This is a genomic window from Ramlibacter montanisoli, assembly GCF_013087525.1.
GTDB classification, from domain to species: domain Bacteria; phylum Pseudomonadota; class Gammaproteobacteria; order Burkholderiales; family Burkholderiaceae_C; genus Ramlibacter; species Ramlibacter montanisoli.
Genome location: NZ_JABFCS010000001.1, coordinates 363,064 through 387,260, shown reverse-complemented (window position 1 = coordinate 387,260; position 24,197 = coordinate 363,064). Strand labels below are relative to the sequence as shown.

Annotated in this window: 17 protein-coding genes and 8 pseudogenes; 3 read left to right on the top strand and 22 right to left on the bottom strand. The window is 69.0% G+C overall.

The genetic code is table 11. The annotated features are described in order from the left end of the window. Position 1 precedes the first annotated feature (1 nt). The 18 genes and pseudogenes from era to HK415_RS01925 all read right to left on the bottom strand — a co-directional run bounded on the left by era (position 2) and on the right by HK415_RS01925 (position 16,055). Positions 2 to 952 (bottom strand): GTPase Era, encoded by a 951-nt coding sequence (gene era, locus HK415_RS02010; RefSeq protein WP_171556573.1) that lies wholly within the window; start codon positions 950 to 952, stop codon positions 2 to 4. Next, entirely contained in the window at positions 949 to 1,632 is a 684-nt protein-coding gene (gene rnc / locus HK415_RS02005) for a ribonuclease III (RefSeq protein WP_171556572.1), read from the bottom strand. The genes era and rnc overlap by 4 nt, the downstream gene beginning before the upstream one ends. A gap of 10 nt (positions 1,633 to 1,642) precedes the next feature. Continuing rightward, on the bottom strand, positions 1,643 to 1,999 hold the full coding sequence (locus HK415_RS02000) for a DUF4845 domain-containing protein (RefSeq protein WP_171556571.1): 357 nt from the start codon (positions 1,997 to 1,999) through the stop codon (positions 1,643 to 1,645). Between the two features lie 20 nt (positions 2,000 to 2,019). Then, positions 2,020 to 2,985 (bottom strand): signal peptidase I, encoded by a 966-nt coding sequence (gene lepB, locus HK415_RS01995; RefSeq protein ID WP_171563092.1) that lies wholly within the window; start codon positions 2,983 to 2,985, stop codon positions 2,020 to 2,022. Between the two features lie 8 nt (positions 2,986 to 2,993). Further along, positions 2,994 to 4,801 (bottom strand): annotated as a pseudogene (lepA, locus tag HK415_RS01990) (translation elongation factor 4). Positions 4,802 to 5,310: 509 nt separating this feature from the next. Beyond that, positions 5,311 to 6,837 carry a DegQ family serine endoprotease gene (locus HK415_RS01985; protein WP_171556570.1) on the bottom strand — a complete coding sequence of 509 codons (1,527 nt, stop codon included), beginning with the start codon at positions 6,835 to 6,837 and terminating at the stop codon, positions 5,311 to 5,313. A gap of 137 nt (positions 6,838 to 6,974) precedes the next feature. Beyond that, positions 6,975 to 8,027, bottom strand: a complete 1,053-nt coding sequence (locus HK415_RS01980; protein WP_253261727.1) for a MucB/RseB C-terminal domain-containing protein — start codon at positions 8,025 to 8,027, stop codon at positions 6,975 to 6,977. Positions 8,028 to 8,118: 91 nt separating this feature from the next. After that, positions 8,119 to 8,601, bottom strand: coding sequence for an RseA family anti-sigma factor (locus HK415_RS01975; protein WP_309246542.1), 483 nt, complete (start codon positions 8,599 to 8,601; stop codon positions 8,119 to 8,121). Between the two features lie 7 nt (positions 8,602 to 8,608). Beyond that, positions 8,609 to 9,195, bottom strand: a pseudogene (rpoE, locus tag HK415_RS01970) (RNA polymerase sigma factor RpoE). 49 nt (positions 9,196 to 9,244) lie between these two features. After that, positions 9,245 to 9,712: a hypothetical protein gene (locus tag HK415_RS01965; RefSeq protein WP_171556569.1), complete on the bottom strand. Its 468-nt coding sequence runs from the start codon at positions 9,710 to 9,712 to the stop codon at positions 9,245 to 9,247. Between the two features lie 6 nt (positions 9,713 to 9,718). Beyond that, positions 9,719 to 10,960 (bottom strand): beta-ketoacyl-ACP synthase II, encoded by a 1,242-nt coding sequence (fabF, locus tag HK415_RS01960; protein WP_171556568.1) that lies wholly within the window; start codon positions 10,958 to 10,960, stop codon positions 9,719 to 9,721. Positions 10,961 to 10,966: 6 nt separating this feature from the next. Beyond that, positions 10,967 to 11,206 carry an acyl carrier protein gene (gene acpP, locus HK415_RS01955; protein ID WP_055900628.1) on the bottom strand — a complete coding sequence of 80 codons (240 nt, stop codon included), beginning with the start codon at positions 11,204 to 11,206 and terminating at the stop codon, positions 10,967 to 10,969. 96 nt (positions 11,207 to 11,302) lie between these two features. Beyond that, positions 11,303 to 12,053 (bottom strand): annotated as a pseudogene (fabG, locus tag HK415_RS01950) (3-oxoacyl-ACP reductase FabG). Continuing rightward, positions 12,050 to 12,998: pseudogene (gene fabD, locus HK415_RS01945) on the bottom strand (ACP S-malonyltransferase). Before fabD ends, fabG begins: the two co-directional pseudogenes overlap by 4 nt. Positions 12,999 to 13,035: 37 nt before the next feature. Continuing rightward, complete coding sequence (locus HK415_RS01940) at positions 13,036 to 14,013, bottom strand: beta-ketoacyl-ACP synthase III (protein ID WP_171556567.1); 978 nt, start codon at positions 14,011 to 14,013, stop codon at positions 13,036 to 13,038. Between the two features lie 3 nt (positions 14,014 to 14,016). Next, positions 14,017 to 15,069 carry a phosphate acyltransferase PlsX gene (gene plsX, locus HK415_RS01935; protein ID WP_171556566.1) on the bottom strand — a complete coding sequence of 351 codons (1,053 nt, stop codon included), beginning with the start codon at positions 15,067 to 15,069 and terminating at the stop codon, positions 14,017 to 14,019. 112 nt (positions 15,070 to 15,181) lie between these two features. Next, complete coding sequence (gene rpmF / locus HK415_RS01930; protein WP_027101192.1) at positions 15,182 to 15,364, bottom strand: 50S ribosomal protein L32; 183 nt, start codon at positions 15,362 to 15,364, stop codon at positions 15,182 to 15,184. A gap of 149 nt (positions 15,365 to 15,513) precedes the next feature. Continuing rightward, positions 15,514 to 16,055 (bottom strand): annotated as a pseudogene (locus HK415_RS01925) (YceD family protein). Between the two features lie 25 nt (positions 16,056 to 16,080). On the opposite strand from HK415_RS01925, the gene HK415_RS01920 reads away from it, so the two are divergent. Together HK415_RS01920 and HK415_RS01915 are read left to right on the top strand one after the other, a co-directional pair. Next, positions 16,081 to 16,686, top strand: coding sequence for a Maf family nucleotide pyrophosphatase (locus HK415_RS01920; protein WP_171556565.1), 606 nt, complete (start codon positions 16,081 to 16,083; stop codon positions 16,684 to 16,686). Continuing rightward, entirely contained in the window at positions 16,686 to 17,447 is a 762-nt protein-coding gene (locus tag HK415_RS01915) for an SAM-dependent methyltransferase (RefSeq protein ID WP_171556564.1), read from the top strand. Before HK415_RS01920 ends, HK415_RS01915 begins: the two co-directional genes overlap by 1 nt. A 3-nt stretch (positions 17,448 to 17,450) precedes the next feature. Here HK415_RS01915 and HK415_RS01910 read toward each other — a convergent pair whose 3' ends face one another. From HK415_RS01910 to HK415_RS01895, 4 genes and pseudogenes are all read right to left on the bottom strand, one after another. Continuing rightward, positions 17,451 to 18,473 (bottom strand): S49 family peptidase, encoded by a 1,023-nt coding sequence (locus HK415_RS01910; protein ID WP_253262021.1) that lies wholly within the window; start codon positions 18,471 to 18,473, stop codon positions 17,451 to 17,453. Then, a pseudogene (locus HK415_RS01905) lies at positions 18,470 to 18,852 on the bottom strand (Rieske (2Fe-2S) protein). The gene HK415_RS01910 and the pseudogene HK415_RS01905 overlap by 4 nt, the downstream one beginning before the upstream one ends. Beyond that, positions 18,849 to 19,517 carry an HAD family hydrolase gene (locus HK415_RS01900; protein ID WP_171563087.1) on the bottom strand — a complete coding sequence of 223 codons (669 nt, stop codon included), beginning with the start codon at positions 19,515 to 19,517 and terminating at the stop codon, positions 18,849 to 18,851. The pseudogene HK415_RS01905 and the gene HK415_RS01900 overlap by 4 nt, the downstream one beginning before the upstream one ends. A 9-nt stretch (positions 19,518 to 19,526) precedes the next feature. Next, positions 19,527 to 20,517, bottom strand: a pseudogene (locus HK415_RS01895) (RluA family pseudouridine synthase); the annotation flags it as partial. 500 nt (positions 20,518 to 21,017) lie between these two features. Between HK415_RS01895 and HK415_RS01890 the strand changes: the two are divergent. Further along, a pseudogene (locus tag HK415_RS01890) lies at positions 21,018 to 24,173 on the top strand (Rne/Rng family ribonuclease). Positions 24,174 to 24,197: the final 24 nt, after the last annotated feature.

The window sequence follows — 24,197 nt, the reverse complement described above, 5'->3', positions numbered from 1 at the left end:
TTCACTCGTAGCCGAAGCTGCGCACGCGCGACTCGTCGTCGGCCCAGCCGGAGCGGACCTTCACGAACATCTGCAGGTACACCTTGGCGTCGAACAGCTGCTCGAGTTCCTGGCGCGCCTCGGTGCCGATGCGCTTCAACTTCTCGCCGCCCTCGCCGATGATCATCGCCTTGTGGTTGTCGCGCTCGACCACGATGGTGGCGGCGATGCGCACCATGCGCTTGAACTTGGGGCTGGGCTCTTCCTCGAACTTGTCCACGACCACCGTGGACGTGTAAGGCAGTTCGTCGCCGGTCAGGCGGAACAGCTTCTCGCGGATCATCTCGCCGGCCATGAAGCGTTCGCTGCGGTCGGTGAGTTCGTCCTCGCTGTACCACCAGGGCTGCGCGGGCAGGTACTTCGCGCAGACTTCCAGCAGGCGCGCGATGTCCTTGGGCTGCTTGGCCGACAGCGGCATGAACTCGGTGAAGGCGTGGCGCTGCTGCATGTCGCGCAGCCAGGGCGCCAGTTCCTCGCGCCGGTGCACCATGTCCAGCTTGTTGGCCACCAGGATGGCCGGGATGCCCGGCTTGAGCAGCGCCAGCACCTTGGCGTCGGCCAGCGTGAAGCTGCCGGCTTCCACCACGAACAGCACCACGTCCACGTCGCCGATCACGCCGGTCACGGTCTTGTTCAGCGAGCGGTTCAGCGCAGAGCTGTGTTTCGTCTGGAAGCCCGGCGTATCGACGAACACGAACTGCGTGTCGCCCTCGGTGCGCACGCCGGTGATGCGGTGGCGGGTGGTCTGCGCCTTGCGCGAGGTGATGCTGATCTTCTGCCCCACCAGGGCATTGAGCAGCGTGGACTTGCCCACGTTGGGCTTGCCGACGATGGCCACCAGGCCGCAGCGCTGGCCGGCGGACTGTGGCTCCTCGCCCGTCGCGGGGGCGCCCGCTTCGCCTTCGGTATTCATTTCAGCCTGGATTTGAGCACGATCAGCATAGCCGCTGCGGCCGCCTGTTCGCCGGCCCGCCGCGAAGCGCCGATGCCGCGCTCCACAAGGCCGAGCTCGGCCACCTCGCATTCCACGTCGAAGGTCTGCTTGTGCGCCGCGCCCAGGGTGGCGACCACCCGGTACACCGGCAGCTGCATCTTGCGGCCCTGCAGCAACTCCTGCAGCTCGGTCTTGGCATCCTTGGCGGCCGCCGGCATCTCCGGCTTGATGTCCAGGCTGCCGAACAGCCGGTGCACCAGCGCTTCCGCGGCGGGGTAGCCGGCGTCCAGGTGCACGGCGCCGATCACGGCTTCCAGGGTATCGGCCAGGATGGAGGGGCGCTTGTGGCCGCCGGAGCGCGCCTCGCCCTCGCCCAGCCGCACCAGGCCCGACAGGCCGAGGTCCAGCGCCAGCTTGTGCAAGGTGTCCTGCTTGACCAGGTTGGCGCGCACGCGGGAGAGCTCGCCCTCCGGCAGGTCCTTCAGGCGCTGGTAGAGCAGGCCCGCGACGGCGAGGTTCAGGACCGAGTCGCCCAGGAATTCCAGGCGCTCGTTGTGTTCGGAGGAAAAGCTGCGATGCGTGAGGGCACGCGCGAGCAGCCGGGGGTCCTGGAAGCGGTGCTGCAGGCGCTCCTGCAGCGCCGCGAGCGCATCAGCCACGGGCGGGGAACTACCTTCCGGTCTGCGACTGGCCGACGTACTTGAGCGTGAGCCAGGCCGGGCCGAACATGTGGAACTCCTTCTGGTACGCGAAGGAGATGTTGATCTGGTCGCCGTTCTTGGTCACCTCGAGGTCGCGGCCCTTCAGGGACGTGATGTTGTCGATGTCCGCGGCGCGGTCGAACGCGGCGCGGGCGGCGCCCACGGTCGCCTCGTTCTTCGCGCGGTTGATCGCCTTGAGCGCCGCCTGGTACTCCAGCACCGAGGGGAACGCCTGGAGCGCCACCGCACCGATCGCCCCCAGCAGGGCCAGGAGCAGGATCAGCGTGATGATCGACATCCCCGCCTGCCGCGATTTCAACGCCATGGAAGTCCTCCGTCCGATCGTCATTCGAATTTGCCGACCCGCCCGAAGTCCCCGAAGTTCATCCAGATCAGGAATGCCCTGCCGACGATGTTCTTGTCCGGCACGAATCCCCAGTAGCGCGAGTCCAGCGAATTATCCCGGTTGTCGCCCATCATGAAATAGTGCCCCTCCGGCACCTTGCAGACGACCCCCTCGACACTGTAGCGGCAATTCTGCTTGAAGGGAAAGTCCTCCGCGCCGGGGATGAAGGCGGGGCGCTCGTCGTCGTTCAGGAGGCGGTGCCGCCTCTCCCCGAAGCGCTCCTCGAAGTGCCGGAAGTAGCGCATCGCGTCGCGGTCGAAGTAGTCGGCAAGACGCGACACCGGCACCGGCTGCCCGTTGATGGTGAGCTTCTTGTTCAAGTAGGCGACCTCGTCGCCCGGCACGCCGACCACCCGCTTGATGTAGTCCAGCGTGGGCTTGGGCGGGTAGCGGAACACCATGACGTCGCCGCGCTGCGGCGGCGTGCCCTCGGTCAGCCGGGTGTTGAGCACCGGCAGCCGCAGGCCGTACGTGAACTTGTTGACGAGGATGAGGTCGCCCACCAGCAGCGTCGGGATCATCGAGCCGGAAGGGATCTTGAAGGGCTCGAACAGGAAGGAGCGCAGCACGAACACGGCCAGGATCACCGGGAACAGGCCGGCGGTCCAGTCCAGCCACCAGGGCTGCTGCAGCACCCGCTGCTTCGCGTCGGCGAGCTTGGGGTCGTCGGCCACGATCCCGCGCGCGGTGAGGCCGGCGTTGCGCTCCGCGGCGTTCTGCTCCAGGACGGCGGCGGCCGCGCGCCGGCGCGGCAGGAACCACAGCCGTTCGGCCAGCCAGTACAGGCCCGTGACGATGGTGGCCAGGAACAGCAGCAGGGCGAAGTTGCCTTCGACGAGCTCGAAGTACCACGCGCCGGCATAACCGACGAAGGCCGCGAGGACCGCGGCCGTCAGGAAAGGCATCATCGTTTCTATTCTTCTACTTGGAGGATGGCCAGGAACGCTTCCTGCGGCACCTCGACGGCGCCGATCTGCTTCATGCGCTTCTTGCCAGCCTTTTGTTTTTCGAGCAGCTTCTTCTTGCGGGTGATGTCTCCGCCGTAGCATTTTGCCAGCACGTTCTTGCGCAGCGCCTTCACCGTCTCCCGGGCGATCACGTTGGCGCCGATCGCCGCCTGGATGGCGACGTCGAACATCTGGCGGCTGATGATCTCGCGCATCTTGGCCACCACGGCCCGCCCGCGGTACTGCGCCTGGGTGCGGTGCACGATGATCGAGAGGGCATCGACCTTTCGCCGTTGAGCAGGATGTCCACCTTCACCACGTCGGAGGGCCGGTACTCCTTGAACTCGTAGTCCATGGAGGCGTAGCCGCGGCTGACGGACTTCAGCTTGTCGAAGAAGTCCAGCACGATCTCGCCCAGCGGCAGCTCGTAGGTGAGCATGACCTGGCGGCCGTGGTAGGCCATGTTCATCTGCACGCCGCGCTTCTGGTTGGCCAGCGTCATGACCGCGCCCACGTATTCCTGCGGCATGTACAGGTGCACGGTGACGATCGGCTCGCGGATCTCCTCGATCTTGCCCTGGTCCGGCATCTTGGCGGGGTTCTCCACCATGATGACCTCGCCGTCGCCCTTGAGCACCTGGTAGACCACGCTGGGCGCGGTCGTGATCAGATCCTGGTCGAACTCGCGCTCCAGCCGCTCCTGCACGATGTCCATGTGCAGCAGGCCGAGGAAGCCGCAGCGGAAGCCGAAGCCCAGGGCCTGGCTCACCTCGGGCTCGTAGTGCAGCGAGGAGTCGTTGAGCTTGAGCTTCTCCAGGCTGTCGCGCAGCGAGTCGTACTGGTTGGCCTCCACCGGGTACAGCCCGGCGAACACCTGCGGCTGGATCTCCTTGAAGCCCGGCAGGGCCTCGGCCGCCGGCGCCACGTTGCTGCCGCCGGCGCGGATGCGCGTGATGGTGTCGCCCACGCGGGCGGCCTGCAGTTCCTTGATGCCCGCGATCACGTAGCCCACTTCGCCGGCTTCCAGCGAATCGCGCGAGACGTTGGCCGGCGTGAACACGCCCAGCTGGTCGGCGTCGTAGGTCGCCTCGCTGGCCATCAGCTTGATGCGGTCGCCCTTGGCCAGGCGGCCGTCGACCACGCGCACCAGCATGACCACGCCGACGTAGCTGTCGAACCAGCTGTCGATGATCATCGCGCGCGTCGGCGCGTCGGGATTGCCCCGGGGCGCGGGGATGCGCGCGACGATCGCCTCCAGGATCTCGTCGATGCCCATGCCCGTCTTGGCGGAGCACGGGATCGCGTGGGCGGCGTCGATGCCGATCACGTCCTCGATCTCCGCCTTCGCGTTCTCGGGATCGGCCTGCGGCAGGTCCATCTTGTTCAGGACCGGCACCACCTCGACGCCGAGGTCCAGCGCCGTGTAGCAGTTGGCGACCGTCTGCGCTTCGACGCCCTGGCTGGCGTCCACCACCAGCAGTGCACCTTCGCACGCGGACAGCGAGCGGCTCACTTCGTAGGAGAAGTCGACGTGGCCCGGCGTGTCGATCAGATTCAGGTTGTAGACCTGTCCGTCGCGCGCCTTGTATTTGAGTGCGGCGGTCTGCGCCTTGATGGTTATCCCACGCTCCTTTTCGAGATCCATCGAGTCCAGGACTTGCTCTTCCATCTCGCGATCGGAGAGTCCGCCGCAACGCTGGATCAGGCGGTCGGCGAGCGTGGATTTGCCATGGTCGATGTGCGCGATGATCGAAAAGTTTCTGATGTGATTCATCAACGGGAACAGATAAGTGATTGATTCAAAAGCCGCGCACAAAGAAAAAAGGGCGCGTCAAGAAGGTGACGCGCCCTGAACCAACAATCTATGGCAACTGCGATAGTTGGAGCTTCATTGTAGGCAAAACGCGCCGGGCGTACAGACTCGAGCTCAGCCCAACCCGGCCGTTGCGGGTCCGCGACGCGCATCTTGTTCACAGCTTTTCAACAATTCTGGGAAGGGTTGCTTGGGACAACATGTGGGCCAGTTGTGGATCGGGCGTGGGGCACCTGTAGTCATCCCGCATGGTGGTGCTTCGCCCCTCCGATATGCCCCGAATGCCCGCTGAGGTGGTGGGATTCTACCGAATCCGGTTCTTAAAGCGGTCGGAAGTTAGCAGACGCCAACTCCAGGGGGCTCCCGACCGTCCAGCTCAAAAACTTCGACCGCCTGTCTTTTTTGACCATCGCTGAAGAAAAGCCCCACGCCCCCGCAAGGGTATGGGGCTTTCCAGCAGGGGCGGTCGGTCAGCCGCGTGCCGGGCGGATCAGCAGGTAGCTGGCCAGCTCGCCGCGGCGCAGCAGCACCGGGATCGCCTTGCTCTTGTCCACCTTGGCGATGGCGGCCTCGAACTCCTTGACGCTGTTGATCTCGGTGTTGCCGATGGCCACGATGATGTCGCCCTCGCGCACGCCGGCGCGCTGCGCACCGCCGTCGGTGACCGACTCCACGCGCACGCCGCCCTTGACCTTGGCCTCGCGCTTCTGCGCCGCGGTGAGCTCGCTCACCACGATGCCGATGGACTGCTGCGCGGGCGACGCCGCCTGCGGCTTGGGCTCGGGCGCCTGCGTGGGCCGCGCGCGCGCCTGCTCCTGCTCGAACTCGGCGACGGTGACCGCCAGGTCGCGCGAGCCGCCGCGGCGGAACACGGTGAGGTTCACCCGGGCGCCGGGCTTGGTGTTGCCCACCAGGCGCGGCAGGTCGGACGCGCGGTCGATCTGCTGGCCGTTGAACTTGGTGATGATGTCGCCCGCCTCCAGGCCTGCCTTTTCGGCCGGCGAGCCGGTTTCCACGCTGCGCACCAGGGCGCCCTGCGGACGGCCCAGGCCGATCGACTCGGCGACGTCGCGCGTGACCTGGTCGATCTGCACGCCGATGCGCCCGCGCTGCACCTTGCCGCTCACGCGCAGCTGCTCGGCCACCCGGCTCGCCTCGTCGATCGGGATCGCGAAGGAGATGCCCATGAAGCCGCCGGAGCGCGAGTAGATCTGGCTGTTGATGCCCACCACCTCGCCGCGCATGTTGATCAGCGGGCCGCCGGAGTTGCCCGGGTTGATCGCCACGTCGGTCTGGATGAAGGGCAGGTAGTCGCCGGTGTCGCGCCCCTTGGCGCTGACGATGCCGGCGGTGACGGTGTTCTCCAGGCCGAAGGGCGAGCCGATGGCCATCACCCATTCGCCGACCTTGAGCTTGCTCACGTCGCCCACGCGCACGGCCGGCAGGCCGGTGGCGTCGATCTTCACCACCGCGACGTCGGTGCGCTTGTCCGCGCCGATGATCTTGGCCTTGAACTCGCGCTTGTCCGGCAGCGTGACCAGCACCTCGTCGGCGCCCTCGACCACGTGGGCGTTGGTCATCACGAAGCCGTCCTGCGTCAGGATGAAGCCGGAGCCGACGCCGCGCGGCTGCGCTTCCTCATCGCGCTCGCCGCGCGGGCTCGGCCGCTGCTGGCCGCGCGGCACGTTGGGCATGGGCACGCCGAAGAAGCGCCGGAAGAACTCCTGCATCTCCTCGTCCATCTGCCCTTCGCCGCTGCCGCCACCACCGCCGCCATGGGGGTTGCGCGGCGTACCGCGCCCGCGTTCGACGGTGCGGATGTTGACGACGGCGGGGCCGACCTGGTCGACCAGGTCGGTGAAGTCGGGCAGCGACCGCGGCTGCGGCGCCGACTGCGCGAAGGCGGGCGACGAAGGCGTGAAGGCCGCGACGCCGGTGATGGCGAGCGCCACCGCCAGTCCGCAGCTGCGCAGGTTCAGGGAATCCAGGCGGAACATACAGACCTCTCCAGAAGGGTCAGACAGACAAGGGTATAGCTGAGAATACGGCCGCGCGCCAAAGTTGCGCGTCAGCCAATGACGCACACGTTGATTTACGCGCCGGACACGACCGGCGGCGCAGAGAAGATGGGGGCCTACTTGCGGCGCTCAAGGCTGAGCGAAAAGGCGCGCAAGGTCTGCGGGGGCACCTCGCCCACCGCCGTGACCCACCAGTCCTGCACGCGGCGCGTCACCGTGTGGGTGGCGCCGCTGGCGAACGAGCCCTCCTGCAGGTGCCGCTGGCGGTCGTACTCCTCGACGAAGAGCGAGACCGAAGCCAGCCCGTCGGAGAAGATCCACTGCACGATGCCCTCGGCCGTCCGCTTGTAGCAGCTCGTGGGCTTGAAGCCGGCCACGGGCGTCTTCAGCCCCCAGCCTTCGGCGGCGGCCGTGGTCTTGACCGCGTCGCTCTTCTCGACCCGCCAGCCGTCCGGCACGGCCATCATCTGCGCCAGCTTGTCCATGCGCACGGGGGCGTCCAGCTGGAGCTCGGAGAAGGCCGCCTGCTCCAGGACCCGGCCGGCCTCGTCGACCGTCTGCAGCTTGACCACCAGGCCGCTCTTCTTCTCGCTCCAGATCCGGTAGCCGAAGCGCAGCGCGTCCTTGGGCAGGACCTGCACGATGTCGGCGTCGAAGCCGGCCACGCGGTCGCTGCCGACCCGCTTGGCCTTGTAGAACTCGGGGATCGCCGTCTCGTCGGGTTTCAGCAGCTCGGGAAACAGGCCCAGCGCCTCGCGCCGCTCGCTGCGCACCGTCTTCGTCTCGGGGAAGAAGGTGAGCACCTCCTCGTCGCGACGGAAGGTCGAGCGGCGTTCGCCCGAGAGCGCCTCGATGCGCTCCACCTGCCGCACGCCGTCGCAGGCGTGCCAGATGCGCGCGCTCGACATCGAGCCGTTGCTGGAGGACACCACGAAGGTGCCGATGTAGTTGCGCTGGCGCGAGGCGTCGTGCATGCGCGCCAGCCACTCGCCGACGGTGCGTTCGGCGCGGCCGTCGCCCGGCCGGGGATCGGCCAGCTTGCCCGGCCCGGCGGCGCTGGCCTGCGAGGCCGCCAGCAGCATGGCCGTGGCGGCCCAGAACGCCAGCACTCCCTGCGCGACGCGCAGGCCTGCATTGCCCGGGAACCGGCGCGCCATGCCCGGGGCCATCAGCGGGCCGGCCCCTCGAAGGTGGCGTTGCGCAGGAAGCCCGAGCTGGTGCCCAGGGCGGTGGCGCCGCCGAACTGGCGGTGCGCGGCCATCAGCTTGTCCAGGTTCGGGTCGCGCAGCATCGGCGTGGCGCTCGCTTCGACCACCGACGCGGCGGCCGGCACGGCGGCCAGCTGCGGCTGGCCGCTGGGGCCGCGCCGCCCCACAGGTTCCAGCCCACGGCGGCCACGGCCGCGACGGAGGCGACGCCGGCGGCGAGCTTCCAGGCCCAGTCGTTCGCGGCGGGTGCCTGCGGCTTGCGCAAGACCACCGGCTGCACGACCGGGAGCGCCGCAGCCTGTTCCTGCCGCAGCTTCTGCTGCAGGCGCGAGAGGAAGACCTCCGGCGGGGTGCCGGTCGAGGCCCGCCCGGTGCGCAGCACCTCGCCCACCACGTGGTAGGCACACCAGGATTGCCGCGCGCGCGCATCCGCGGCGGCCACGTCGATCGCGCGGGCGAACTCGTCCCCGCGCAGCTGCCCGTCGGCCAGCGCCGAGATCAGTTCCTGGTTGTCCATCTTGTCCATCTTGTCCATCCGCGCCTTACCAGCGCTTGCCCGACTGGTTTTCCAGCAGGGGTTTCACCTTGGCCGAAATCGCCTCCCGCGCCCGGAAGATCCGGGAGCGGACGGTGCCGATCGGGCAGTTCATCACTTCCGCGATCTCCTCGTAACTCAGGCCCTCGATCTCGCGCAGGGTGACCGCCTGGCGCAATTCGTCGGGCAGCGCCTCCATGGCAGAGTTCACGGCGTGGGCGATTTCCTTGGCCGCCAGCACCGTTTCCGGGGTCTCGGCGGAAGTTAGTTCGTTCTCGACGCCGGAAGTTTCTTCTTCATCGTCGCCGCCGCCACGAAGTGAGGATTCCGAGACGACCGGGTCGCGCTTGAGGTCGACCAGGGCTTTTTCGCGGTGTTGACGGCGATCCGGTACAGCCAGGTATAGAACTGGGCCTCGCCGCGGAACTGGGAGAGTGCCCGGTAGGCCCGGATGAAGGTTTCCTGGGCGATGTCCTCGATCAGGTCGGTGTCGCGCACCATGCGGCCGATCAGCCGCTCGATGCGGCGCTGGTACTTGATCACCAGCAGCTCGTACGCCTTCTGGTCGCCGGCGACGGTGCGTTCCACCAGCATCAGGTCGGTGTCGCCGGGCGAGGGGGCGGGGCGGCGGGAGGCGTCTTGGTCATTGTTCGGCCGCGGGAGGCTTGCCGGCGGCAGGCACCTGCGTGCTGGCGCGCGAATATACAGCACGGCGCAGCGCGTCCCAGTGGGACGGCGCCGCCTCGCGTTCGACCCACAGCCAGCGCGCACCGCCCTGCTCCGGGCGCCAGCGCAGGAGCAGGCGGGACTGCAGGTCCAGGGCGATCGCCGGCTGGCCGCCCGCGACCCGGCCGCCCTCTTCCCAGGTTTCCCAGGTCCATTCCCGGCCGTCCCAGCGCAGGACGCCCGCGGGCGAACGGCGCCAGGCGTCCCAGGCCAGGACGGCGCAGGCCAGCACCGCCGCCAGCGCGGCGAGCTGGCGCCAGCCGAAGGGAGCCTGCACGCTCCAGAGAGCGATCACGGCCAGGCAGGCCGCGGCCAGGGCCAGCGCCGCCCGCACAGCGAACGCGCTGCGCCCCACCGGATAGTTCACCGATGGGGCGGAGTGCATGGGGGCTCAGATGCGCTTGAAGACCAGCGAGCCGTTGGTTCCGCCGAAGCCGAAGTTGTTCTTCAGCGCCACGTCGATCTTCAGGTCCCGCGCCTCGTTGGCGCAGTAGTCCAGGTCGCACTCGGGATCCTGGTTGAAGATGTTGATGGTCGGCGGGCTCTTCTGGTGGTGGATGGCCAGCACGGTGAAGACGGACTCGATGCCGCCGGCGCCGCCCAGCAGGTGGCCGGTCATCGACTTGGTGGAGTTCACCACCGTCTTCTTCGCGTGTTCGCCCAGCGTGTTCTTGATCGCGTTGGTCTCGTTCACGTCGCCCAGCGGCGTGGAGGTGCCGTGCGCGTTGAGGTACTGGACCTGGTCCGGGTTGACGCCCGCGTTCTTCAGGGCCGCCTGCATGGAGCGGCGCGGGCCGTCCACGTTGGGCGCGGTCATGTGGTACGCATCGGCGCTCATGCCGAAGCCCGCGAGCTCCGCATAGATCTTGGCGCCGCGCTTCTTCGCGTGCTCGTACTCCTCCAGCACCATCACGCCGCCGCCTTCGCCCAGCACGAAGCCGTCGCGGTCCTTGTCCCAGGGGCGGGACGCGGTCTTGGGGTCGTCGTTGCGGGTGGACAGGGCGCGGGCCGCGGCGAAGCCGCCGATGCCCAGCATGGAGACGCAGGACTCGGCGCCGCCGGCGACCATGACGTCGGCATCGCCGTACTCGATCATGCGCCCGGCCACGCCGATGGCGTGCAGGCCGGTCGTGCAGGCCGTCACGATCGCGATGTTCGGGCCCTGGAAGCCGTAGCGGATCGACACGTGGCCGGAGATCATGTTGATGATCGACGCGGGCACGAAGAAGGGCGAGATGCGGCGCGGGCCGCGGTTGACCAGCTCGGAGTGCGTCTCCTCGATCATCGGCAGGCCGCCGATGCCGGAGCCGATGTTCACGCCGATGCGGGTGGCCAGTTCGGGGTCGAGCTGATCGCCCGTGGGCAGGCCCGCATCCTGCACCGCCTGGGCCGCCGCGGCGAGCCCGAGGTGGATGAAGCGGTCCATGTGCCGGGCTTCCTTCTCGGGCATGTAGTCGGCCACGTTGAAGCCCTTGACCTCGCCGGCGAACTTCACCGAGAGGGCGCCCGTATCGAAGGACGTGACCAGGTCGATGCCGCTCTTCCCGGCCAGCAGGTTGGCCCAGGAGTCGGCGACTGAATTCCCCACGGGGCTGACGCAGCCCAGTCCCGTCACGACGACGCGGCGACGCATGCTGGTTTAGGCCTTCTGGTTGGCGTTGGCGTAGTCGATGGCGTTCTGCACCGTCGTGATCTTCTCGGCGTCTTCGTCCGGGATCTCGATGCCGAATTCGTCTTCGAGGGCCATGACCAGTTCCACCGTGTCGAGCGAGTCCGCGCCGAGGTCGGCCACGAAGGCCTTCTCGTTGGTGACCTGGGACTCTTCCACGCCGAGTTGCTCGGCGATGATTTTCTTGACACGTGCTTCGATATCGCTCATGGTTCCCTCTAAGGGTTGTTGACTTGAATCCGCGATTTTAAGCCGGGCGGAGGGTCCGGCTGGGTAAGGTGCTGGCTGCCGCGACCGAAGGGCCGCTCAGGCCATGAACATCCCGCCGTTGACGTGGATCTCCTGGCCGCTGACGTAGCCCGCCTGGGGCGACGCCAGCCACGCGACCGCATGCGCGATGTCGGCGGGCTTGCCGAGATGGCCCAGCGGGATCTGCCCCAGCAGTGCTTTCTGCTGTTCCTCGGGCAGGGCCGCCGTCATGTCGGTCTCGATGAATCCGGGCGCGATGCAGTTGACGGTGATGCCGCGGCTCCCCAGCTCACGCGCCAGCGCGCGGGTCATGCCCGCCACGCCCGCCTTGGCGGCCGCGTAGTTGGCCTGGCCGGGGTTGCCCGAGGATCCCACCACGCTGGTGATGCTGACGATGCGGCCGTAGCGCTGCTTCATCATCGTGCGCATCACGGCGCGGCTCATCCGGAAGACGGCCTTGAGGTTGGTGTCCAGCACGGCGTCCCACTCCTCGTCCTTCATCCGCATGGAGAGGTTGTCGCGGGTGATGCCGGCGTTGTTGACCAGGACGTGCAGGCCGCCATGTTCTGGCGATGGCGTCGACCAGCGCTTCGGCCGACTTCGCGTCGTTCACGTCCAGCTTGGCGCCGCGGCAGCCGGCGAATTGCGCCATCGCCTGGGTGATCTTCTCCGCGCCTTCGTCGGTGGTGGCGGTGCCGACGACCTTCATGCCGCGCATGGCGAGTTCGTGGGCGATGGCCGCGCCGATGCCGCGCGAGGCACCGGTGACCAGTGCGACCTGGCCGTGCATGTCGACGTGGGCTGTCATGCCAGGGCTCCCTTCGCTTCGGCCAGCGTGGCCGGGTCGTACAGGGCGACGCCGGTCAGCGCCGGGTCGATGCGCTTGACCAGGCCGGCCAGCACCTTGCCCGGGCCGCATTCGACGAGGGTGGTGATGCCGCGGCCCTGGATGGCGCGCACGCACTCGACCCAGCGCACCGGGCCGAAGGCCTGTTCGTAGAGGGCGGCGCGGATGCGGTCCGGATCGGTCTCGACCTTCACCTCGATGTTGTTCACCACCGGGATGCGCGGCGACTGGATGCTGGTGGCGGCCAGCCGCTGCCTGAGCTTCTCGGCCGCCGGCTTCATCAGGCTGGAATGGAAGGGAGCCGACACCGGCAGCGGCAGCGCGCGCTTGGCGCCCATGCCCTTGAGCACTTCGCAGGCCTTGTCGACGGCGGCCTTGCTGCCGGCGATCACGGTCTGCGCGGGATCGTTGTAGTTGGCGGCTTCCACGGTCTCGCCGCTGTTGGTGCCGAGCGCGCAGCGCCTCGGCGCAGCCCTCGACCACCTTCTGCGCTTCCAGGCCGAGGATGGCGGCCATGGCGCCGGTGCCCACGGGCACGGCTTCCTGCATCGCCTGCGCGCGGAAGCGCACCAGGGGCGCGGCATCGGCCAGGCTCAGCGCGCCGGCGGCGACCAGCGCCGTGTACTCGCCCAGCGAGTGGCCGGCCACGACCGCCGGCTCCGCGCCGCCCTCGGCGCGCCAGGCGCGGTAGGCGGCGATGCCCGCCACAAGCATCACGGGCTGGGTGTTGGTGGTCAGCGCGAGCGCTTCCTTGGGGCCTTCCCGGATCAGGCGGGCGACGTCCTCGCCCAGCGCATCGGAGGCTTCCTTCAGCGTCTCGCGCACCGCAGGATGGTCGCCCCAGGCATCGAGCATGCCGACGGACTGCGAGCCCTGGCCCGGAAACACGAAAGCGAACGGTTTCATGCTTTTGTCTCTTGTGGTGGTGGGAAGCCGCGGGGCTTCAGAAATCGAGGAGGACGGCACCCCAGGTGAAGCCGCCGCCCACGCCTTCGAGCATGAGCGTGTCACCCTTCTTCACCTTGCCGCCGCGCACGGCCGCATCCAGCGCCAGCGGGATCGAGGCCGCCGACGTGTTGCCGTGCTGGTCCACCGTCACCACCAGCTTGTCCATCGGCAGCTTCAGCTTCCTGGCCGTGCCCTGCATGATGCGGATGTTGGCCTGGTGCGGGATCAGCCAGTCGATGTCGGCCTCGGTCTTGCCAGCCTTCTTCAGCGCGGTGCGGGCGGCCTCTTCCAGCACGCCCACCGCCAGCTTGAAGACGGCCTGGCCGTCCATGCGCAGCAGCGGGTTGCCGTGCACCTTGCCGCCGTACACCGTGCCGGGCACGCACAGGATCTCCACGTGCTTGCCGTCGGCATGCAGGTCGCTGGAGAGGATGCCGGGCGTGTCGGACGCTTCCAGCACCACCGCGCCGGCGCCGTCGCCGAACAGCACGCAGGTGGTGCGGTCCTTGAAGTCGAGGATGCGCGAGAACACTTCGGCGCCGATCACCAGCGCCTTGCTCGCCGCGCCGCTCTTGATCATCGAGTCGGCCACGGTCAGCGCGTAGACGAAGCCGCTGCACACCGCCTGCAGGTCGAAGGCGGGGCAGCCGGCGATGCCCAGCTTGTTCTGCAGGATGGTCGCCGAGGACGGGAACACCATGTCCGGCGTCGAGGTGGCGACGATGATCAGGTCGATCTCGGAGGCCTTGCGGCCGGCCGCTTCGAGCGCGTTGCGCGCGGCTTCGAGGCCGAGGTCGCTGGTGGAGACGTCGCGTTCGGCGAAATGGCGCGCGCGGATGCCCGTGCGCTCCACGATCCACTCGTCCGAGGTTTCCACGCCTTCGGCGGCGAGCTGCGCCGCCAGGTCCGCATTGGTCACGCGACGGGGCGGCAGGAAGCTGCCCGTCCCCGTGATCCGGGAATATCTGCTCATTGTCTAGTTCGTGGCCGCTTCGAGCTGCGCATCGCCGCCCGCGCCCGCCAGGAGCGGCCGCGCATGGGCGATGCGGCTCTGGACACGGTCCAGCAAATTGTGTCGGGCCGCATCATACGCGCGGTTGAGGGCTTGCTCGAAGGCGAACTCGTCGGCCGAGCCATGGCTCTTGAACACCAGTCCGCGCAGCCCCAGCAGGGCAGCGCCGTTGTAGCGGCGGTAGTCCACGCGCTTCTTGAGCGCAGATAGCACCGGATAGGCAGCGATGGCGGCAAGTTTGGTCAGCGCATTGCGCGCGAACTCCTCCTTGAGGAAGCCGCTGATGAGGGATGCCACGCCCTCGCTGGTCTTGAGCGCCACGTTGCCGACGAAGCCGTCGCACACCACGATCTCGGTGGTGCCCTTGAAGATGTCGTTGCCTTCGACGTTGCCGTAGAAGTTCAGGTCGCCGGCCGCGGCGGCGGCGCGCAGCAGTTCGCCCGCGCGCTTGATCACCTCGTTGCCCTTGATCACTTCCTCGCCGATGTTCAACAGGCCCACCGAGGGACTCTCGTGTCCCTCGTGCAGCGCCGACACCAGCGCGGAGCCCATCACGGCGAACTGCAGCAGGTGCTGCTCGTTGCAGTCGACGTTGGCGCCCAGGTCCAGCACGGTGGTGTCGCCGCCCCTGGCATTGGGCAGGTGCGTGGCGATGGCGGGGCGGTCGATGCCCTCCACCGTCTTGAGCAGGTAGCGCGCCAGCGCCATCAGCGCGCCGGTGTTGCCGGCGGAGATCGCGACCTGCGCCTGGCCGTCCTTGACCTGCTGGATCGCCACGCGCATGGACGAATCCTTCTTCTTGCGCAGGGCCACTTCGACGTGGTCGTCCATCGTCACCACCTCGGAGGCGGCGACGATGCGGGCACGGGGATGCTTCAGGGGCGCGAGCGCGTCCGGCGCGCCCACCAGCAGCAGCTGGGACTCGGGGTGGGCTTCCAGGAAGTTGCGGCAGGCGGCCAGCGTGACGCGCGGGCCATGGTCGCCGCCCATGCAATCGACAGCCAGTGTGGTCGTCATGGCGTCAACTGTAGAGGCAAACGGCGTGCCGGCAGGTGCGGACGGGTCAAGGAAGGGCAAGAAAAAGGCCCGGCCTGCAGTGCGCAGCCGGGCCTTGGTGCGTGATCGGCGATCAGGCGTCGTTCTTCGTCTTCAGCACCTTGCGGCCGCGGTAGAAACCGGTGGGGCTGATGTGGTGGCGCAGGTGGGTTTCGCCGGTGGTGGGTTCCACCGCGATGCCCGGCACCGTCAGCGCGTTGTGCGAACGGTGCATGCCGCGCTTGGAAGGCGACTTCTTGTTTTGCTGGACGGCCATGACGGGCTCCTGGATTCGTGTTGCCCGCGGCCAGGGCCGCAAGCAGGTTGGATGGTTGGCGAAAGCGCCCGGATGTCGGTCCCCAGGCAGTGCCTGCGGGTGCCCTGTTGGCGCGAAGCCGACGATTATAGCCCAAGTGGCTGCCCCTGCTACTTCCCCGTTTTGAGGCGGCCGAGGGCGGCGAAGGGATGCTCCTTTTCCGCCTCGGCGGCCTCGAAGTCCGGATCCACCGCCGACATTTTCACGGCTTCGGGGCAGGTCTCGTGCCGGGGGCGACCGGAAGCTCCATCAGCAGCTCGTCCTCCACCAGCTCCACCAGGTCGAAGCTGCGGCTCAGCGCCAGCAGGTCCTCCTCGGACACGTCGTCCTCCGCGGCCGCCGTCGCCTCGTCGGAGACGAAGCGGAAGGAGCGGTCCACGGCCAGCGGCACGTCCACCGGGTGCAGGCAGCGCTGGCAGACCAGCGGCAGGACCGTCTCCGCCGCGACGTGCACCCAGACTTCGGGGTGGACGTGGCGCGGATTGAGCAGTTCGCCGCGCGCCTGCCACTGCACGGGCGCGGCCTCGCCGGGCTGCTGGGTCTCGGCCGCCAGCCGGCGGAAGCTCTGCAGGCTGTCGTTCGCAGCGAGCTCGGCGCCTTCCTCGGCGAAGCGGCGCACGTCGAGTCGGTGCGGGTCGAAGTCCTTGGCCATGAATTCAGTGTAAGAGAATCCGCGGATGCCCCCTGCTCCCGCCGTCCCCATCCCCCGCGCACTGGTCCTGGGTTCCACCTCGGTCTACCGCCGCGAGCTGCTGTCGCGCCTGCGGCTGCCCTTCGCGGTGGAGCCCCCACACGTGGACGAAGACCCCCTGCCCGGCGAGGCACCCGCGGAGCTGGCGCGGCGGCTGGCAGCGGCCAAGGCGGCCGCGGTGGCCCGCCTGCATCCGGCGGCGGTGGTGATCGGCTCCGACCAGGTGGCCGACCTGGACGGCGAGCCCCTGGGCAAGCCCGGCAACCATGCGAACGCGGTCGCGCAACTGCGGCGCATGAGCGGGCGGACGGTGGTGTTCCAGACCGCGCTGACGGTGATGTGCCAGGAAAGCGGGTTCGTGCAGCACGACCTGGCCCCGGTGCGGGTGCGCTTCCGCGCGCTGCAGGACGACGAGATCGAGGCCTACCTGCGCGCGGAGCAGCCCTACGACTGCGCGGGCAGCGCCAAGAGCGAGGGCCTGGGGATCGCGCTGCTGGACGCGATCGACAGCGATGACCCGACCGCGCTGGTCGGCCTGCCCCTGATCCGCACCTGCCGCATGCTGCGCGCCGCCGGCGTGTCCGTGTTCTGATGCCGTCCGGCCGCCTGTTCCTGGTGCCCACGCCGCTGGACTTCGGCTGCGAGGCCACGGTGCCGCTGCCCGAGGTGCTGCCCGCCGGCACCATCACCCAGGCCGCCCGCCTGACGCACTGGGTGTGCGAGAACGCCAAGTCGGCGCGCGCCTTCCTCAAGCGGGTCGGCGAAGTGCAGCCGCTGGCGGTGCCGCTGCAGCAGCAGCAGATCGTGGAGTTGCCGCGAGAGGTCCACAAGAAGGGCGATCACCTGCCGGCGTCCTTCGACGCGCGGCCGCTGCTGCAGGCGGCTGTCGAAGGCAACGACGTCGGTCTGCTGAGCGAAGCCGGCATGCCGGCGGTGGCGGACCCCGGCAGCTCCGTGGTGCGGGCGGCGCACGAACTGGGGCTGGAGGTGGTGCCGCTGGTGGGGCCCGTGTCGCTGTTGCTGACGCTGGCCGCCAGCGGCCTGAACGGCCAGAACTTCGCCTTCGTGGGCTACCTGCCGCAGGACGCGGCGCAGCGCACGCAGCGCTTGCGCGAGCTGGAGGCGCTGGCCCTGCGCACGGGGCAGACCCAGATGTTCATCGAGACGCCGTACCGCAATGCGGCGGTGTGGCAGGCGATGCTGCAGGCGCTGAAGCCGGGGACGCGGGTCGCGGTGGCGTCGGCCCTCACCCTGCCGGCGGCGAAGTGCCGGTGCGCCAGCGTCGCGGGGTGGAAGAAGGAAGGGGTGCCGGTCGCCAACGACGTGCCGGCGGTGTTCGCGATCGGCCCCTGACGATCAGCGCAGCGGCTGCGTCGCCCGCAAGGCCTTCACCGCCCCCTCGCCGATCGCCGCGCCGAAGCGCTTGGCCAGCTTCTGGCCGATGTTCTCGTGGCGCGTGTAGTCGACCAGTTCCTCGGCCTTCACCACCTCGCGGGCGACGAAGTCCAGGTTGCCGATCTGGTCGGCCAGGCCCAGTTCCACCGCCTGCTGGCCGGTCCAGAACAGGCCGCTGAACAGCTCCGGCATGTCGGCCTTCAGGCGCTTGCCGCGGCCGGTCTTCACCACTTCGATGAACTGCTTGTGCACCACGTCCAGCATCTGCTGCGCGTGCAGCCGGTGCCGCTCGGTCTGCGGGCTGAAGGGATCGAGGAAGCCCTTGTTCTCGCCCGCGGTGAGCAGGCGGCGCTCCACGCCGATCTTCTCCATCAGCCCGGTGAAGCCCCAGCCTTCCATCAGCACGCCGATGCTGCCGACGATGCTGGCCTTGTCCACGAAGATGCGGTCGGCCGACACGGCGATGTAGTAGGCCGCCGAGGCGCAGGACTCCTCCACCACGGCATACAGCGGCTTCTTGTGCTTGGCCTTCAGCCGGCGCAGTTCGTCGTTGATGATGCCGGCCTGCACCGGGCTGCCGCCCGGCGAGTTGATCAGCAGCACGACGCCCTGGGCGCTCGGGTCCTCGAAGGCCGCCTTGGCCGCGGCGATCACGAATTCGGCGCTCGACTCGTTGCCCGAGTCGATCTCGCCCTTGATCTCGACCACCGCGGTGTGCGGCGCGAGCTTGTCGGTGCCCACGCTGCCGCGCGAGGTCAGCGCCCAGACCAGGAAGATGAAGAAGGCCAGCCACGCCAGGCGCACGAAGGTGCGCCAGCGCCGCCGCAGGCGCTGTTCCTCCAGCGTCGCGAACAGCAGCTTCTCCATGGTGGCGCGCTCCCAGCCGGGCGCGCCGGCGACGGCGGGCGTACGGGAAGAGGGTGTGGGCGCAGGGGTTCGGCCGGAGCATCCGGCGGCAGGGTGTCGTTCATGGGGGCAGCTCAGAAGGCCACGGGTTGCAGGTTCCAGCCAGTATGCCAGTGCACGACGCCATCGCGCTCCGAGAGCTTGATGCGGATCAGGGAACCGCGGCACGGCCCCCCGCGCAGGCACCGGTGTCCGGCTGGTAGGCCGCGCCGTGCGTGCCGCACAGCAGCCAGCGGCCGGTGTCGTCGAAGAAGCGGTTCGGCTGCCAGTCCATCTCCATGGCCACGTGCGTGCAGCGATTCAGGTAGGCATGCACCTGGCCCTGGTAGCGGATGGCGAAGGCGCGGCAGGTCTGGCCGGCATAGAGCACGTCGAAGGGCACGGCCAGGCCGCCGTCGACCAGCTCGCGCGAGTTGCACAGCGGCACGGCTTCGCCCTCGTCGTCCGGTGCGGTCATGCGTTCCCCAGCAGCCAGCGGTGGAGTTCCTGCACCGAGTGCACGATGGCGCGCGGCTGCAGCGCCTCGAAGCCGTCGGGCAGGTGGGCGCCGTAGCTCACGGCCACGCTGGGGCAGCCGGCGTTCAAGGCCATCTGCAGGTCGTGCGTGGTGTCGCCGATCATCAGCGTGCGTTGCGGTTCCGTGCCGAACTCCTCCATCAGCTCGTGCAGCATGCGCGGGTCCGGCTTGCCGGCCGTTTCGTCCGCCGTGCGCGAGCCGTCGAACACGCCGGCCAGCTGCACGGTGCGCAGCACGTCGTCCAGGCCACGGCGCGACTTGCCGGTGGCCACGGCCAGCCGGTGCTCGCGCGCGCGCAGGTCGGCCAGCATGGGCAGCACGCCCTCGAACAGGCTCAGGTCGTCCTGGTGGTTGATGTAATGGCGGCGATAGGCCGCGCCCAGTTCCGCATAGCGCTCGCGCGGCACGTCGGGCGCGGCATGGGCCAGCGCCTCCATCAGCCCCATGCCGATCACGTAGGCGGCGTCGCGGTCGCTCGGCACGGCGCCGCCGACGTCGGCCACCGCCATCTGGATGCAGCGCACGATGATCGCGGTGGAGTCGAAGAGCGTTCCGTCCCAGTCAAAGGCGATCAGGTCGAACTGGCGGGGTCGGCTGGCGGGCATGGTCTGTGAATCTGTGCAGCTCTGCGGGCAGGGGGCCTGCAAGGCGATGCGTTCGCCGGTGGCGGGGTGGTCGAACTGTAACCGCCACGCATGCAGGAACATGCGCTTGAGGCCCTGCTTCTGCAGCGCCTTGTTCAGCTCGAAGTCGCCGTACTTGTCGTCCCCGGCAATGGGGTGGCCGGCGCTGGCGAGGTGGACGCGGATCTGGTGGGTGCGGCCGGTCTTGATGGTGACTTCGAGCAAGGTGAAACCGGCGGGCGCAACGCCCCCACCCCGGCCCTCCCCCAGGGGGAGGGAGGAATTCGGCGACTTTCACGAGGGTGATGGAGCGCATGCCGTCCGGGTCGTCCTTGGCCACGACCTTCACGCGGCGTTCGCCGTCGGCCTGCAAGTATTTGTGCAGCGGCTGGTCGATCACCTTCTTGTTGGCGGGCCAGGCGCCCGTGACCAGGGCCAGGTAGGTCTTGCCGGTTTCGCGGTCGCGGAACTGGTCCTGCAGCTTGGTGAGCGCCGAGCGCTTCTTGGCCACCAGCAGGATGCCCGAGGTCTCGCGGTCCAGCCGGTGCACCAGCTCCAGCAGTTTCGCGGTGGGACGGGCCTGGCGCAGCTGCTCGATCACGCCGAAGCTCACGCCGCTGCCGCCATGCACGGCGACGCCGGCCGGCTTGTCGATCGCCAGCAGGTGTTCGTCCTCGAACAGGATGGGGAATTCGCGCGCCGGCGCGGGCTTGTCCGCCCTGGCCACCACGCTCTCGGCGATGCGCACCGGCGGCAGCCGCACGACGTCGCCCTCCTCCACCCGTGAATCCGCGGAGGCCCGGCCCTTGTTCACCCGGACTTCGCCGGACCGGATGATCCGGTACACATGGGTCTTCGGCACCCCCTTGAGGACGCGAATGAGGAAATTGTCGAGGCGCTGGCCCGCCGATTCCTCCCCAACTGTCAGAAATTGGACCGAGCCACTTGCGGGGGACGGGACGCCCCCTATAATCTGTTTCACCAGAGTTACGCCGTAAGTGGTTGATTTGGCTGGCAGTTTAGTCCACGCCTCCCACCCGGCCTCCTGGCAGGTCGATGCCACCGGCAACGTGCCGCGCAGATTCCGGGCCAAAGCCCGTCATGGCGCGTGCGTTGCAGGCAGGGTCCGGCTCTTCGAAACACTGAACGGAATACGAGTCAGGCAGCCCCTCGGCTGTCAGACGGATCAAAGCGAGACAACGGTGCTGATGGTTCTCCTCCTGGCAATCTGGCGCTGGCTCCTGCCCGCGCCCGCCATGCAGGTCCCATGGCCCTCTTCGGCGCCCTTCCCATCGCAGCACTTGCGGTGCAGCGCCGTCGCCTCCTCGCCCCCATCCCTGTGCCATTGCGACGGTTGCTGAGCTAGCAAGCTCCGGCACGCCTGTTCGCACTCCGGCAATTCCATCCCGTTTCGAAGCGTCAGTCCGGCATTGAAATTCGCGCACCCGCAGGGGGCGCGCTTGAAGTTTGAAGGACCACGCTATGAAGCGGATGCTGATCAACGCCACGCAGGCGGAAGAACGCAGGCTGGCGATCGTCGACGGGCAGAAGCTCCTCGACTACGAGATCGAGATCGAAGGGCGCGAACAGCGCAAGGGCAACATCTACAAGGCGGTCGTGACGCGGGTCGAGCCCTCGCTTGAGGCCTGCTTCGTGGACTACGGCGAGGACCGCCACGGCTTCCTGCCGTTCAAGGAAATCTCCAGGCAGTACTTCGCCCCGGGCGTGTCGGTCTCGCAGGCCCGCATCAACGAGGTGATCAAGGAAGGCCAGGAACTGCTGGTCCAGGTGGAAAAGGAAGAGCGCGGCAACAAGGGCGCGGCGCTGACCACCTTCATCTCGCTGGCCGGCCGCTACGTCGTGCTGATGCCGAACAACCCGCGCGGCGGTGGCGTCAGCCGCCGGATCGAGGGCGAGGACCGGCAGGAGCTCAAGGAGAACATGGACCAGTTGGAGTACCCCAACGGCATGTCCATCATCGCCCGCACGGCCGGCATCGGCCGCAGCGCCCCGAGCTGCAGTGGGACCTGAACTACCTGCTCAAGCTGTGGACCGCCATCGACGGCGCGGCCAAGGGCGGCAAGGGCGCCTTCCTGATCTACCAGGAATCCAGCCTCGTGATCCGCGCGATTCGTGATTACTTCAACCACGACATCGGCGACATCCTGATCGACACGGACGACATCTACGACCAGGCGCACCAGTTCATGGCGCACGTGATGCCGGAGCATGCCGCCCGCGTGAAGCGCTATCGCGACGACGCGCCGCTGTTCTCCCGCTTCCAGATCGAGCACCAGATCGAGTCCGCCTACGCCCGCGAGGTGAAGCTTGCCCTCCGGCGGCGTGGTGGTGATCGACCACACCGAGGCGCTGGTCTCCATCGACGTCAACTCGGCGCGCGCCATCAAGGGCGGCGACATCGAGGAAACCGCCACCCGCACCAACCTGGAAGCCGCCGACGAAGTGGCGCGCCAGATGCGCCTGCGCGACCTGGGCGGCCTGATCGTCATCGACTTCATCGACATGGAGGAGTCGAAGAACCGCCGCGAAGTGGAAAACCGCCTGCGCGACGCGCTGCGGCAGGACCGCGCCCGCGTGCAGTTCGGCTCGATCTCCAAGTTCGGACTGATGGAGATGAGCCGCCAGCGGCTGCGCCCGGCGCTGTCCGAAGGCGCGTCCATCCCCTGCCCGCGCTGCGGCGGCCACGGCCACATCCGCGACACGGAAAGCTCCGCCCTGCAGATCCTGCGGATCATCCAGGAAGAGTCCATGAAGGACAGCACCGCCTCCGTGCTGGTGCAGGTGCCGGTGGACGTCGCCTCGTTCCTGCTGAACGAGAAGCGCACCGAGATCGCCAAGATCGAACTGAAGCAGCGCATCAGCGTGCTGATGATCCCGAACAAGACGCTGGAGACGCCGAACTACCGGCTGGAGCGCCTGAAGCACGACGACCCGCGCCTGGACAACATCAAGGCCAGCTACCACATGGCCGAGGAAGTCGAGGACCCGACCGGCGTGACGCGCCGCTCGCACGAGCGCGTGAACAAGCAGGAGCCGGTGATCAAGGGCGTGCTGCCGGACCTGCCGGCGCCGATGCCGGTGGCCAAGCCGCCGGCGCCGGAGCCCGTGGCCAAGGCCGCGCCGGCGCCGGTCGCCGCACGCGCCCCCGCCCCGGTCGCTGCGCCCGTGCAGCCCGCGGAGAAGGGTTTCTTCTCCTGGCTCAAGAGCGCATTCGGCCTGGCGCCCGCGGCCGAGCCGCCGCGCGCAGCCGCCGTGCCCGTGCAGGAAGCGAAGAAGGAAGAGCGCCGCGAAGGCCGCGGCGAGGGTCGCGGTGAACGCGGCGAAGGCCGGCGCGATGGCCGCCGGGGCGATGGCCGCGGCGACCGCGGCGGACGCGACCGCCGGGGCGAAGGCCGCCGCGACGGCGAGCCGCGCCGCGAGCGCGTGGCCGCCGAGGGCGCCGAGGGCCAGGCGCAGCGTCCGGAAGGACAGCCGCGTGACGGCCAGCAGGGCCGCGGCGAAGGCCGGCGCGAGCGGGGCGAACGCGGGGACCGCGGTGGCCGGGGCGAAGGCCGCGAGCAGCGCGAGCCGCGCGAAGCACGCGACAACCGCGAGCCGAGGGAAGCGCGCGAGCCGCGCGAGGCCCGCGACAACCGTGAGCCGCGCGAAGTGCGCGAGCCGAGGGAACCGCGCGAGCAGCGCGAGCAGCGCGACGACCGCGAGCCGCGCGAGAGCCGCGAGCGGCACGAGGCGCGCCTGCGCCGCGAAGCCGAGCGCGCGCAGCGCGACCGCGAGGCGATCGAAGCCCGCGGCAGCATGCCGGAAGGCATGGTGCCGGCGCCCGAGGCGGGCAGCGAAGCCGCCCCTGGCGGCGAGCAGCGCGAGGACCGCGCCCCGCGTGGCGAACGCGGTGAACGGGGCGACCGCGGCGGACGCCGCGAGCGTGGCGAGCGCGGGGACCGTGGCGAGCGCCGCGGCGAGCGCGGCCCGCGCGAAGGCCAGCCGCAGGACGCCAACGTCGAGGCCGATGCGCTGGCGGGTGCCGCCGGTTCCGTCGGTGACGTGACCGAATCGGCCGGTGACCAGCCGCCCGCGGCCAACCCGGTGCTGGAGTCGCACACGCACTTCGATGGCGACCGCCAGCCGGAAGCCGAGTCCGGCGAGGGCCGCCGCGACCGCGAGCGCCGCTCGCGCGACCGCTACGGCCGGGACCGCCGCGAACGCGGCGAGCGCTCCGAGCGCCCGAACGAGGCGATCGTCGCCACCGGCGCCGAAGTCTCGCCCGCGGAGATGGAAGTGTTCGCCGGCCACGCGCCGCTGCCGCAGGAGCACCATGCCGGCGGCACGCAGGCCAAGGCCGCGCCCGCTGCTGCGGCGCCCATCGAGACGCGCGCGGTGCCCAGCGTGCAGCCCTTCCAGCTGCCGGTGGACGAACTGAAGAACGTCGCCGAAGGCTCGGGCCTGCAGTGGGTGATGTCGGACGCCGAGAAGATCGCTGCCGCCCAGGCCGCGATGGCCGCGGAACCGAAACCGGTGCACGTCCCGCGCGAGCGGCCGCCGGTGGCGGTGGCCGATGAAGGTCCGCTGGTGCTGGTGGAGACCAAGCGGGATCTGCGGAACCTGCAGCTGCCGTTCTGAGGGATGGCGGAATGAAAAACGGCG